Source organism: Pseudomonas sp. S2_F03 (assembly GCF_054668335.1).
Genome location: NZ_CP162759.1, coordinates 3,204,553 through 3,216,911, shown reverse-complemented (window position 1 = coordinate 3,216,911; position 12,359 = coordinate 3,204,553). Strand labels below are relative to the sequence as shown.

10 protein-coding genes are annotated in these 12,359 nt (G+C 60.5%); 7 read left to right on the top strand and 3 right to left on the bottom strand.

Going from position 1 to position 12,359, the window contains the following annotated elements; translation table 11 throughout:
• Positions 1-13 precede the first annotated feature (13 nt).
• The 7 genes from AB4N76_RS15105 to AB4N76_RS15075 all read left to right on the top strand — a co-directional run bounded on the left by AB4N76_RS15105 (position 14) and on the right by AB4N76_RS15075 (position 6,936).
• Positions 14-1,207 carry an SfnB family sulfur acquisition oxidoreductase gene (locus AB4N76_RS15105; protein ID WP_046031330.1) on the top strand — a complete coding sequence of 398 codons (1,194 nt, stop codon included), beginning with the start codon at positions 14-16 and terminating at the stop codon, positions 1,205-1,207.
• Complete coding sequence (locus AB4N76_RS15100; RefSeq protein ID WP_077432243.1) at positions 1,207-2,565, top strand: LLM class flavin-dependent oxidoreductase; 1,359 nt, start codon at positions 1,207-1,209, stop codon at positions 2,563-2,565. The genes AB4N76_RS15105 and AB4N76_RS15100 overlap by 1 nt, the downstream gene beginning before the upstream one ends.
• A 127-nt stretch (positions 2,566-2,692) precedes the next feature.
• Positions 2,693-3,502, top strand: coding sequence for a MetQ/NlpA family ABC transporter substrate-binding protein (locus tag AB4N76_RS15095; protein ID WP_460163205.1), 810 nt, complete (start codon positions 2,693-2,695; stop codon positions 3,500-3,502).
• 2 nt (positions 3,503-3,504) lie between these two features.
• Positions 3,505-4,626: a methionine ABC transporter ATP-binding protein gene (locus tag AB4N76_RS15090; RefSeq protein ID WP_460163204.1), complete on the top strand. Its 1,122-nt coding sequence runs from the start codon at positions 3,505-3,507 to the stop codon at positions 4,624-4,626.
• Entirely contained in the window at positions 4,616-5,260 is a 645-nt protein-coding gene (locus tag AB4N76_RS15085; protein WP_046031334.1) for a methionine ABC transporter permease, read from the top strand. Before AB4N76_RS15090 ends, AB4N76_RS15085 begins: the two co-directional genes overlap by 11 nt.
• Before the next feature lie 520 nt (positions 5,261-5,780).
• Positions 5,781-6,191 (top strand): DUF6124 family protein, encoded by a 411-nt coding sequence (locus AB4N76_RS15080; protein ID WP_460163203.1) that lies wholly within the window; start codon positions 5,781-5,783, stop codon positions 6,189-6,191.
• 115 nt (positions 6,192-6,306) lie between these two features.
• Positions 6,307-6,936, top strand: coding sequence for a class I SAM-dependent methyltransferase (locus AB4N76_RS15075; protein WP_077432240.1), 630 nt, complete (start codon positions 6,307-6,309; stop codon positions 6,934-6,936).
• 112 nt (positions 6,937-7,048) lie between these two features.
• Here AB4N76_RS15075 and AB4N76_RS15070 read toward each other — a convergent pair whose 3' ends face one another.
• The 3 genes from AB4N76_RS15070 to AB4N76_RS15060 are packed head-to-tail and all read right to left on the bottom strand — an operon-like array spanning position 7,049 to position 12,272.
• The gene (locus AB4N76_RS15070; RefSeq protein WP_460163202.1) at positions 7,049-10,099 is read right to left on the bottom strand and encodes an efflux RND transporter permease subunit; all 3,051 of its coding nucleotides are present in this window, start codon (positions 10,097-10,099) and stop codon (positions 7,049-7,051) included.
• Positions 10,096-11,172 carry an efflux RND transporter periplasmic adaptor subunit gene (locus AB4N76_RS15065; RefSeq protein ID WP_109785284.1) on the bottom strand — a complete coding sequence of 359 codons (1,077 nt, stop codon included), beginning with the start codon at positions 11,170-11,172 and terminating at the stop codon, positions 10,096-10,098. Before AB4N76_RS15065 ends, AB4N76_RS15070 begins: the two co-directional genes overlap by 4 nt.
• Complete coding sequence (locus AB4N76_RS15060; protein WP_077432237.1) at positions 11,169-12,272, bottom strand: efflux RND transporter periplasmic adaptor subunit; 1,104 nt, start codon at positions 12,270-12,272, stop codon at positions 11,169-11,171. The genes AB4N76_RS15065 and AB4N76_RS15060 overlap by 4 nt, the downstream gene beginning before the upstream one ends.
• Between the last annotated feature and the right edge of the window lie 87 nt (positions 12,273-12,359).

Sequence of the window (12,359 nt, the reverse complement as noted above, 5' to 3'; positions counted from 1 at the left end):
TCTGGAGAAACACATGACTTATTCTCACCACGTCGCGGTCATCACCAGCGACGAGCAAGCCCTGGTCGTCGCCAGCGATCTGGCCGAAGACTTCAAACGCGACAGTGCCCTGCGCGACCGCGAACGCCGACTGCCGCACCCGGAACTGGAAGTGTTTTCCCGCTCGGGCCTGTGGGGCATCAGCGTGCCAAAGGAGTACGGCGGCGCCGGGGTTTCCAACGTGACGCTGGCCAAGGTGATCGCCTTGATTGCCCAGGCTGACGGCTCGCTCGGGCAAATCCCGCAGAATCATTTTTATGCCCTCGAAGTGCTGCGCGTGAACGGCAGCCATGCGCAGAAAAAACGCTTGTACGCCGAGGTATTGGCCGGCCAGCGCTTCGGCAATGCGCTCGCCGAGCTCGGCACAAAAACCGCGCACGAGCGCATCACCAGCCTCAAGCGTGACGGCGACGGTTATCGCATCAGCGGTCGCAAGTTCTACGCGACCGGCGCCATTTACGCGCAACGCATCCCCACTTCGGTGGTGGATGAAAACGGCGTGCAGCAACTGGCGTTCGTCCCACGCGATAGCCAAGGCCTGACGGTCATCGACGACTGGAGCGGCTTTGGCCAACGCACCACCGGCAGCGGCTCGGTGGTGTTCGAAGACGTGCATGTGGCGGCCGAAGACGTGATCCCGTTTCAAAGCGCGTTCGAGCGCCCGACCACCGTCGGCCCGTTGGCACAGATTCTTCACGCGGCCATCGACACCGGTATTGCCCGCGCGGCGTATGAAGATGCGCTGCATTTTGTGCGCACCAAAACCCGGCCATGGATCGACGCCACCCACGAAAAAGCCACTGACGACCCGCTGACCATCAAGAGTTTCGGGCACCTGAGCATTCGGCTGCACGCCACCGAAGCCCTGCTGGAACGCTCCGGTGAATTCCTCGATATCGCTCAAGCCGAACCCAATGCCGAGACCGTCGCCGCCGCATCGATTGCCGTTGCCGAAGCCCGGGCCCTCAGCACTGAAATCTCCCTCGCCGCCGGCAGCACGTTGTTCGAACTGGCCGGCAGCCAGGCCACCCTGATCGAACATGGCCTGGATCGGCACTGGCGCAACGCGCGCGTGCACACCTTGCACGACCCGGTGCGCTGGAAGTACCACGCGGTGGGCAACTACTACCTCAACGATGAAAACCCGCCACTGCGGGGGACCATTTGATGGCCAGCGCGAAAAAGAAAATCCTGCTCAACGCGTTCAACATGAACTGCATCGGGCACATCAACCATGGCCTGTGGACGCACCCACGGGACAATTCCACGCAGTACAAGACCATCGAATACTGGACGGAACTGGCGCAACTGCTGGAGCGCGGGCTGTTCGACGGATTGTTCATCGCCGACATCGTCGGCGTGTACGACGTCTACCAGAACTCGGTGGAGGTGCCGCTCAAGGAGTCGATCCAACTGCCGGTCAACGACCCGCTGCTGCTGGTGTCGGCCATGGCGGCGGTAACCAGAAACCTCGGCTTCGGCCTGACCGCCAACCTCACTTACGAACCGCCGTACCTGTTCGCCCGGCGCCTGTCGACGCTCGATCACCTGAGCCGCGGCCGGGTCGGCTGGAACATCGTCACTGGCTACCTCGACAGCGCCGCCAAGGCCATGGGCCTGAGCGAACAGGTGGAACACGACCGTCGTTATGACCAGGCCGATGAATACCTGGAGGTGCTCTACAAACTCTGGGAAGGCAGTTGGGAAAACGGCGCGGTGCTCAACGACCGCGAGCAGCGGATCTATGCCCAACCGGACAAAGTGCACAAGGTCGAGCACAAGGGCGAGTTCTATCAGGTCGAGGGTTATCACCTGTGCGAGCCGTCGCCACAACGTACACCGGTACTGTTTCAGGCCGGCAGTTCGGATCGCGGTTTGCTGTTCGCCGGTCGGCATGCCGAGTGCGTGTTCATCAGTGGCCAGAACAAACCGTCGACCAAAATCCAGGTGGACAAGGTGCGCGCCAGCGCCGTCGAGGCCGGGCGCAAACCCGAGGACATCAAGGTGTTCATGGGGCTGAACGTGATTGTCGGCGCCACCGAGGAACTCGCCTGGGCCAAGCACGCCGAGTACCTGAGCTACGCCAGTGCCGAGGCTGGCGTGGCGCATTTCTCGGCGTCTACCGGCATCGATTTTTCCGAGTACGCCATCGACGAACCGATCCAGTACGTGAAGAGCAACGCGATTCAGTCAGCGACCAAAAACCTGCAAAACAACGATTGGACCCGGCGCAAATTGCTGGAGCAACACGCGCTCGGTGGCCGCTACATCACGCTGGTGGGTTCACCTGAACAAGTGGCGGATGAACTGGAATCGTGGATCGCCGAAACCGGCCTGGACGGCTTCAACCTGACACGGATTGTCACGCCGGAAAGCTATGTGGATTTCATTGAGTGGGTGATCCCGGAGCTGCAACGCCGCGGGTCGTACAAGACCGCTTATGACGCGGGCAGCTTGCGCGAAAAACTGTTTCACGCAGAGGCGCTTTTGCCTGAGCAACACACTGGCTCGGCGTTTCGCCGCTAAAAGCATCGCGGGCAAGCCCGCTCCCACAGGGATTGCGTGAACACCCGAGATCACTGTGGGAGCGGGCTTGCCCGCGAAGAGGCCCGACCAAACACCCCAAATTTATGCACTGACTGGAAACTACAACATGACCAAGACCTACCTCACTCACCCAGTCAAAGCACTGGCCCTGGCCCTAGGCCTCTTCAGTTCGGCGGTATTCGCCGCCGACGCGCCGCTGAAAATCGGCACCACCGCCGCCTTCGCCATCCCTCTGGAAGCCGCTGTCGAGGAAGCCTCCAAACAAGGCCTGAAAGTCGAGCTCGTCGAGTTCAGCGACTGGATCGCCCCCAACGTCAGCCTGGCGGCTGGCGACATCGACGTGAACTATTTCCAGCACGTCCCGTTCCTGGAAAACGCCAAGGCCGCCTCGGGTTTTGACCTGGTGCCGTTTGCACCGGGGATCATCAACAACGTCGGCCTCTACTCGAAGAAATACAAAAGTTTCGACGAGCTCCCGCAAGGCGCCAGCGTCGCCATCGCCAACGACCCGATCAACAGCGGTCGCGGTCTGCAACTGCTGGCCAAGGCAGGGCTGATCACGCTCAAACCGGGCGTGGGCTACAAGGCCACCGAAGACGACATCATCGCCAATCCGAAGAACATCAAAATCCTGCAAGTCGAAGCCGTGCAACTGGTGCGCGCCTACGACGATGCGGATCTGGTCCAGGGCTACCCGGCCTACATCCGTCTGGCGAAGACGTTCGATGCCGGCTCTGCGCTGCTGTTCGACGGCCTCGACCACAAGGAATACGTGATCCAGTTCGTGATCCAGCCCAAGAGTAAAACCGACCCGCGCCTGATCAAATTCGTCGACATTTATCAGCATTCACCGGCCGTTCGTGCCGCACTGGACAAGGCTCACGGCAAGCTCTACCAAGCTGGCTGGGAAAGCTGAGGATGACGGCAGCCACCCAACGGCGACTGGAGATTCCAGAGCCCCATAACGCTATACAAACCGAACTGCACCCGGACCTGAACCGCGCCCACGTGCGTTTCATTGGCCTGGGCAAAACCTACGACGGCCAACAAGGCCCGGTGGCGGCACTGCACGGCATCGACCTGGCGATACAGCGCGGCGAAGTGTTTGGCATCATCGGCCGCAGCGGCGCCGGCAAATCGTCGTTGATCCGCACCATCAACCGTCTGGAACAACCGAGCAGCGGTCGCGTATTGATCGATCAGGTGGACATCGGCGAGTTCGATGAAGACCGTCTGGTGGCGCTGCGTCGGCGCATTGGCATGATCTTCCAGCACTTCAACCTGATGTCAGCCAAAACGGTGTGGCAGAACGTCGAGTTGCCGCTGAAAGTCGCCGGTGTGCCCAAGGACAAACGCGAGCAGAAGGTTCGTGAACTGCTGGAACTGGTGGGCCTGCAAGGCAAGCACCAGGCCTACCCGGCGCAGCTGTCCGGCGGGCAGAAACAGCGCGTCGGCATCGCCCGTGCGCTGGTGCATGACCCGGCGATTTTGCTGTGCGACGAAGCCACTTCGGCGCTGGACCCGGAGACCACCCAATCGATCCTCGGCCTGTTGCGCGAGATCAATCAGCGCCTGGGTTTGACCATCGTTTTGATCACTCACGAAATGGCGGTGATCCGCGATATTTGCGACCGCGTCGTGGTGCTCGAACACGGGAAGATCGTCGAGCAGGGACCGGTGTGGGAAGTGTTCGGCAATCCGCAGCACGAGGTCAGCAAAACGCTGCTGGCGCCGCTGCAACACGCCTTGCCGGAGGAATTGCACAGTCGCTTGCGAGCGCAATCGCAGAGCCCGGATGCCGCTGTGGTGCTGCGTTTTCAGTTCACCGGCAGCGCCAGCGATGAGCCGGATCTGGCGGCATTATTCGCCGCCCTCGGTGGCCGGGTGAAGTTGCTGCAGGGTGGCGTGGAACGGATTCAGGGCCATGCGCTGGGGCAGTTGTTGTTGGCGGTGAGCGGTTCGCCGTTCGATGCCGAAGACCTGCGCCAGCGCGCCAGCCAATGGGCGCAACAGGTGGAGGTGCTGGGTTATGTGGTTTGATCGCTTGCTGCAAGGTTTCATCGACACCTTCCTGATGGTCGGCGTGTCGTCATTGATCGCGCTGCTGGTGGGCATTCCGCTGGCGGTGTTTCTGGTCACCAGTTCCAAGGGTGGCATCTACGAAGCGCCGACGCTGAACCGCGCGTTGGGCGCATTCGTGAACCTGTTCCGCTCGATTCCGTTTTTGATTTTGATGGTAGCGCTGATTCCGTTTACCCGGCTCATTGTCGGCACGACGTATGGCGTCTGGGCGGCGGTGGTTCCACTGACCATTGCCGCGACGCCATTCTTTGCGCGCATCGCCGAAGTCAGTTTGCGTGAGGTCGATTTCGGCTTGATCGAAGCGGCGCAAGCAATGGGCTGCCGGCGTTGGCACATTGTCTGGCATGTACTGCTGCCCGAGGCGCTGCCGGGGATTGTCGGCGGTTTCACGATTACGCTGGTGACGATGATCAACTCGTCGGCCATGGCCGGGGCGATTGGTGCCGGCGGTTTGGGCGACATTGCCTATCGCTATGGTTATCAGCGCTTTGATAGCCAGATCATGCTGACGGTGATTGTGTTGCTGGTGGTGTTGGTGGCGGTGATTCAGTTGGGCGGGGATCGGTTGGCGCGGGGGCTCAACAAGCGTTAAGCCGCGACACACTCTGTAGCAGCTGGCGAAGCCTGCGTTCGGCTGCGAAGCAGTCGTAAACCCTGCTTGCAGAGTCTTCCTGAAACACCGCGAACACTGATTTCACGACTGCTGCGCAGCCGAACGCAGGCTTCGCCAGCTGCTACACGTTGCATTGCGGCTTGGCTGATCGGGGAAGTTTTCGTACAGGAAAATCAGAGCTTCCGAAGGTCCGTTCCCTTTCCTTTGCAGGACATTTCCTAGATCATTCCGCTCGCTTGCGCCTGCCAGATTCGGTGGCTAGTCTCGGTCCGTCACTGCTCATCAGTGATCGGGTTTAGTCGCCCGGATCTCTCTAGGCGCACAGCGCCACCTCATTTCAGGTGTTCTCATTTCCTGAAAGCTATGGTGGCTGTGCGCAGGGCACCTTCGGGTGCGCCGGTATGCCTGGAGGCCGGTCGACTAACCTGCGTGCAGCCGCCACCCCTGCTCGTTTAGTCGCGATTACGGTTGGCTCCAATTAGCTCTAGGAGTTTTACCAATGAAGAAATCCGTACCCGATCCACCTCCCGAAACCTCTACCCACGAAACCGCCACTGAAGCCCCGCCCAGGGATCGATCAGCGCTCTACCGTGCCATTGATTTCTACCTCACTGGCGACCAACCCTCACCGCCCGATGAGCTGCGCTTCTACAACGTCAGCAAAGACGTGAGTTTCGAAGACACCCAGCTCTATGTTGCCGATCTGCTGCGCTGTGCTTCGGTGACGGCGTATCAATGTGGCGATCACCTCAAAGGGGCGGACCGCGCCATGGTGTTTTCGGTCTGGCATTTGCTGGAGATTGCCAAAGCCATGGTGGATCGCTCGATTGATTGCCTGGGGATGAAGCAGGGGCTGAGTTATTGGTTGCCAGACATACCGCCATCGCGGGCAAGCCCGCTCCCACAGTGATTTATGTCGCTCACAAATCCCCTGTGGGAGCGGGCTTGCTCGCGATGGGCTGCGAAGCAGCCCCAGTCTTGATGGCGTATATTCGGCAAACCCTAATTGCCTGCGCAGCCCCCTCATGAAACAGACCCCCGACGACCTCCAGCAGATCACCGCCACCACCCTCGGCCATTACAACTCGGTGGCCGAGGACTTTCGCGAGGGCACTCGCGATCACGATGTCAGCCAGAACATCGATGCCCTGTTGCGGCATATTCAAGGCGAGGCGCCGTTCGACATTCTTGATTTTGGCTGCGGCCCGGGCCGTGACCTGCAAACCTTCACACGCATGGGCCATAGCGCCGTCGGCCTCGACGGCTCAGAAAAACTGGCGCAGATGGCACGCGAGGACAGCGGTTGTGAGGTCTGGCAGCAGGACTTCCTGAAGCTTGATTTACCGGCCGAACGCTTCGACGGAATTTTTGCCAATGCGGTGTTGTTTCACATCCCGCGCCAGGAATTACCACGGGTGTTGAAGCAACTGCGCGGGGCGTTGAAACCGGGTGGGGTGTTGTTCAGTTCCAATCCTCGCGGGGAGAATCAGGAGGGCTGGAACGGGCCGCGTTATGGGTCGTATCACGACCTTGCGGCTTGGCAGCAGTTACTGACCGAGGCGGGGTTTGTGGAGATGGAGCATTACTACCGGCCAGCGGGGCTGCCGCGGGAGCGGCAGCCTTGGTTGGCGAGTGTTTGGCGTAAGCCTGTGTAGTCAGTTCGGACGCCTTCGCGGGCAAGCCCGCTCCCACAGGGTACGCGGTCACTGTGGGGGCGGCGGTGCGACGATTCGACTTGCCCGCGATTAGAGCGCGAAGCGCTCGCCTTTAAGCCACCTCTTTCTTCGGCTCGCGAATTTTGTACCAGGCCACATAAAGCGCCGGCAAAAACAGCAGCGTCAGCAAGGTTGCGATGACAATCCCGCCGATCATCGCGTAGGCCATCGGCCCCCAGAACACTTCCCGGGCAATCGGAATCATCCCCAGGCTCGCCGCCGCCGCCGTCAGCAGAATCGGCCGACGTCGATGCTCGGTAGCCTCGACCACCGCGTCCCACGGCGCATAGCCCTTCTTCTCGTACTCATCGATCTGGGTCACCAGAATCACCGAGTTACGAATGATGATGCCGATCAGCGCCAGAATCCCGAGGATCGCCACAAAGCCCATCGGCGTCCCCGTCGGCACCAACGCAATGACCACGCCGATCAGGCCCAACGGCGCGACGCTGGCCACCAGGAACAGCTTCTGCACGCTGTGCAACTGGATCATCAGGAAGGTCGCCATCAAGAACAGCATCAACGGCACAACCTTGGCAATCGGCCCTTGGGCCTTGCCGCTCTCCTCCACCGTACCGCCGGTAGCGACCTTGTAGCCTGCCGGCAGCTTGGCGGCGAAAGCGTCGATGGACGGCTTGAGGATTTTCACCAGGTCCGTCGGCTGGATCTCATCGCGTATTGCCGCCTTGATAGTGATGGTCGGCAGGCGATCGCGACGCCACACCAGCGGCTGCTCCAGTTCGTAGCGCACCGTGGCGAATGCCAGCAACGGAATCGAGGTGCCGCTCGGCGTGAGGATCTGCAGGTTTTGCAGGGTTTCCGGCGTACCGCGCTCGGAGTCCACGGCACGACCGACCACGTTGATCAGATAGATGTCGTCGTCGACCTGGGTCACCGCCTGGCCGCTGACGATGCCGTTCATCAAGTTGGCCACGTCTTCGGAAGACAGCCCTAACTGCCGCGCCTTGTCCTGGGCGATGTCGATGCGCAGCACTTTGCCCGGTTCGTTCCAGTCGTAGATGATTTCGCCAACGTGCGGATTCTTGTCCAGCTCTGTGGCCAGGTCGATGGCATGTCGGCGCACCTGATCGATGTCTTTGCCGCTGACGCGGTACTGGATCGGGCGCCCTACCGGCGGGCCCATTTCCAGTGCCTGGACATAACTGCCGATGCCGACGAAGTCGTTGCGCAAGCGCTCGCGAAGCTTCTGCATCATGGCCTCACGGGTCTTGCCTTTGCTGACGATCACCAACTGCGCGTAGAACGGGTTTTGCAGTTGCTGGTCCAGTGGCAGGTAGAAACGGATGGCGCCCTGACCGACGTAGGTGCTCCAGCGCACGATGTCCGGATCGTCCTTGAGCGTGGCTTCGAGACGATCGACGGCCCGGCGGGTTTCGTCGATCGAGGCGTTTTGCGGCAGGTTCAGGTCGACCAGGATTTCCGGGCGATCCGAAGACGGGAAGAACTGGTTCTGCACAAAACGCATGCAAAACAACGCCAGCACAAAACACAGCACAGTGATGCCGATGGCCCACCAGCGATTGCGCATGCACCACAGCAGCCCGCCATTGAACGCCTTGCCGATGCGCCCGGGTTCGCCTTCATGGGGTTTCACGTTGGCACTGAGAATGTGCACGCCGAGCACCGGTGCAAACAGTACCGCCACCACCCACGACACCAGCATTGCGCAGGCAATCACCGCAAACAGCGTGTAGGTGTACTCACCCGCGGAACTGGCGTTCAAGCCGATCGGCACGAACCCCGCCACCGTTACCAGCGTACCGGTCAACATCGGGAACGCCGTGGAGGTGTAGGCGAACGTGGCGGCTTGCTCCTTGGTGTCGCCCAACTCAAGGCGCGTGACCATCATCTCCACGGTGATCATCGCGTCGTCCACCATCAGGCCGAGGGAAATGATCAGTGCGCCAAGGGAGATCCGCTGCATGGTAATGCCGCTGTACTCCATGAACACGAAGACCAACGCCAGCACCAACGGGATCGAGCACGCCACCACCAGCCCGGCACGCACACCGAGGCTGATGAAGCTAACCACCAGCACGATGATCACCGCTTCGAACAGCGCACGGGTAAAGCCGCCGACGGCCTCTTCCACCACCACGGCCTGATCCGAGACGTTGTAGATGCCAACACCCACCGGCAGGTCGGCGGTCAGTTGTTCGATACGCTCGTGCAAGGCCTTGCCGAACGCCTGGACGTTGCCACCCGTCTGCATGGCAATCGCCAGGCCGATGGCCTGTTTGCCGTTGAAGCGAAATTCCGGCGAGGCCGGGTCGACATAGCCGCGACTGATTTCGGCAATGTCGGCCAGACGATAGTAGCGGTCGTTGAGCTTGAGGTTGACCTCGGCCAGGTCTTTCTCCGAAGCGAACTTCCCTGAAGTGCGCACCGAAATCCGCTCCGGCCCGGCCTCTATGACACCTGCCGGGGTCACGGCGTTCTGGGTTTGCAGGCTCTGCACCACCTGACGCTGATCGATGCCCAGCGCTGCGAGTTTGCGTGTGGAGAAATTCAGGTACAGCACTTCGTCCTGCTGGCCGACCATTTCGATCTTGCCCAGCCCCGGCACGCCGCGAATTTCCATGCGCGCCTGTTCCACGTAGTCGCGCAACTGACGCAAGGTCAGGCCGTCAGCGGTGAAGGCGTAGATCGACCCGAAGACGTCACCGAACTCGTCGTTGAACGACGGCCCCTGTATGCCTTGCGGGAACTGGTACTTGATGTCGTTGATCTTCTTGCGTACCTGGTACCAGATCTCCGGGATGTCCTTGGAATTGGTAGTGTCGCGCAAGTACACGTACACCGTGGACTCGCCCGGCCGTGTGTAGCTTTTCACGTAGTCGAGGGAGTCGAGCTCTTCGAGTTTTTTCTCGATCCGGTCAGTGATCTGCTTGAGCGTTTCCTCCTGGGTCGCGCCCGGCCATTTGCTCTGGATCACCATGGTTTTGATGGTGAACGAAGGGTCTTCTTCGCGCCCCAGGTTGAAGTACGAGAACACACCCATCAGCAACGCGACGAACATCAGATACCAGACGAACGACTGATGCTTGAGGGCCCATTCCGAGAGATTGAAAGGCCCTTTCATTGACTGTCCTCGTCGAATTTCACTGGTTGCCCCGGTTTGAGGCTGTTTACGCCGGCCGTGATGACGCGCTCGCCGTTCTTGACGCCGCCGGCCAGCACCACGGTGCTGTCGGTACGGCTGATGACCTTGACGTCCCTGGGTGCCACGGTCTTTTTCTGTGTATCAATCACCCAGATGCGGGGTTTGCCGTCGACCTCCTGCAACGAGGTGAGAGGCAGTTCGATGCGCGGCTTGATCGCCGAACTCAGGGTGACGCTGATCGCGGTGCCCAAACGAAAGCCTTCCGGCGTTTCAGCGAGGGTCAGGCGAGCACGACGGGTGCGCGTGGCACTCTGCGCCTGGGGTTCGATTTCGCGGATGATCGCGGTGGTGTTGGTGTTCGGGTCGAGTTGGGCGGCGACCTGAAACACCACATCCTCGGGCAGTTGATCGACCAATGTATCGGGCAGATCAATCACCGCTTCCTTGATGTCAGGTTGCGCCAGGGTCACCACTTGCTGGCCGGCGGAGACTACCTGGCCGGCCTCGGCGTTCCATGCGGTGACCACGGCTTTATGGTCGGAGCGCAACTCGGTGTAGCCGAGTTGATCCTGGCTCTGGCTGACCGTCGCCTGAGCTTGATCGAGGGAGGCCTGGGTGGTTTTCAGATCGGTCAGGGCGGCGTCCAGCTGCGCTTGCGCACCCACTCCGCGATCAAACAGGGCCTGCTGGCGCGACGCACTGGCTTTGGCATTGATCAATTGCGCGAAGATTTTCGCCAGGTCGCCCTGAGCCGAACGCAACTGGTTTTGCTGATCAGAAGGATCAAGGGTCGCGAGCAATGTGCCCTTCTCGACCTCGGCCCCGACATCGACGTTACGACTGGCGATGCGCCCGCCCACCCGAAAACCGGTATTGCTTTCGTAACGCGCCTGGATACTGCCGGCAAACCGGCCCAGATCTTCTTCGTTCAAGGCCTTGACCTTGACGGACAGCACGGGACGTACCGGCTGCGGTGGCGGTTCGTTTTTGGAACAGGCGCTCAGCACCAGCCCAAGGGACAATCCAAGGGGCAGTGCCCAAAAAGGCTTCATGGCTTGGCTCCCCAACTCAGATCCTTGTAGGTATTTTCGGCAATCTCGACTTCCATGCCCGGGTGCAACAACTGCCCTCCGGCGATGATGACTTTATCGCCCTCGTTGAGGCCTTTGCTGATAATGACCCTGCCGGTCAGGTAGCGTAAAACGGTGACCGAGTGCAATTGGGCCTGGCCTTTGTCGTCGACCAACCAGACAGCAGGCTCACTGATGTTTTTGGTCAGGGCCGACCATGGCAACTCAATCGCAGACTTGCCCGAACCTCTGGCCGTGGCGCTCACCACCGAACCCAATTGCATCCCGGCGGGCAGGCTGTCGAGGCCAACCTTGACCTGCACGGTGCCGGACTGGGCGGACACCGCCGGGGTCACTTCGCGCACGGTGCCGGTGGTTTTGATCTCGGGGTTATCGAGCAGACTGAGGACAATGGTTTGATCCGTCGGCTTCTCGGCCAGTAGCGATTCATAGACATTGAACACCGCATCCCGATCGCCATCGCGAGCCAGGCTGAAAACCGGCATTGTCGCCTGCACCACCTGGCCGACTTCAGCCTGACGTGCGGTGATGATGCCGGGCGCTTCGGCGATCAGTGCGGTGTAGCTCAGTTGATCGCGGGCATTGGCCAGCTGCGCCTGGGCCGCGCTCAATGCGCTCTGACTGCTGCGCAACGCTGCCTGCGCCGAGTCATATTCGCTCTGGCTGGTGTAGCCCTTGGGCAGGAGTTTTTGCTGGCGCACGAACGCCGCCGCATTCTGCTTGACCAGCGCCTGTTGGGCGGCCACTTGGGCCTGGGCCGAATCGACATTGGTCTGCAAGTCCTTGGGATCGAGGCGCGCCAGCACTTGCTTGGCGGTCACCCGATCACCGACATCCACCGTACGCTGGATGATTTTGCCGCCGACGCGGAAGGACAGCTCAGTCTGGACACGGGCCTGAATGTCACCCGTCAGCGTCACCGAGGCCGCGTAATCCGACGGTTTGACCACTTGTACGAATACCCTTGGCAGGTATTCCTGAATCGGTTTTTTCTCGTCGCATGCCGTCAGCAGCATTGTGACACTCAAGGCCATGATGACTTTCAATCCGGGAACCGCCATGCAAACTCCTTGGCCTTTTTTATGAACAACACGACAGAGAGCTTAGAACAATGTCGTGACCTTGCACGCCCGACTTATGAAGAAAAA

What these genes read in the sequence shown, in the direction of transcription:
- AB4N76_RS15105 (WP_046031330.1), top strand. Translation starts at nt 14, where the DNA reads ATGACTTATTCTCACCACGTCGCGGTCATCACCAGCGACGAGCAAGCC.
- AB4N76_RS15100 (WP_077432243.1), top strand. Translation starts at nt 1,207, where the DNA reads ATGGCCAGCGCGAAAAAGAAAATCCTGCTCAACGCGTTCAACATGAAC.
- AB4N76_RS15095 (WP_460163205.1), top strand. Translation starts at nt 2,693, where the DNA reads ATGACCAAGACCTACCTCACTCACCCAGTCAAAGCACTGGCCCTGGCC.
- AB4N76_RS15090 (WP_460163204.1), top strand. Translation starts at nt 3,505, where the DNA reads ATGACGGCAGCCACCCAACGGCGACTGGAGATTCCAGAGCCCCATAAC.
- AB4N76_RS15085 (WP_046031334.1), top strand. Translation starts at nt 4,616, where the DNA reads ATGTGGTTTGATCGCTTGCTGCAAGGTTTCATCGACACCTTCCTGATG.
- AB4N76_RS15080 (WP_460163203.1), top strand. Translation starts at nt 5,781, where the DNA reads ATGAAGAAATCCGTACCCGATCCACCTCCCGAAACCTCTACCCACGAA.
- AB4N76_RS15075 (WP_077432240.1), top strand. Translation starts at nt 6,307, where the DNA reads ATGAAACAGACCCCCGACGACCTCCAGCAGATCACCGCCACCACCCTC.
- AB4N76_RS15070 (WP_460163202.1), bottom strand. Translation starts at nt 10,099, where the DNA reads ATGAAAGGGCCTTTCAATCTCTCGGAATGGGCCCTCAAGCATCAGTCG.
- AB4N76_RS15065 (WP_109785284.1), bottom strand. Translation starts at nt 11,172, where the DNA reads ATGAAGCCTTTTTGGGCACTGCCCCTTGGATTGTCCCTTGGGCTGGTG.
- AB4N76_RS15060 (WP_077432237.1), bottom strand. Translation starts at nt 12,272, where the DNA reads ATGGCGGTTCCCGGATTGAAAGTCATCATGGCCTTGAGTGTCACAATG.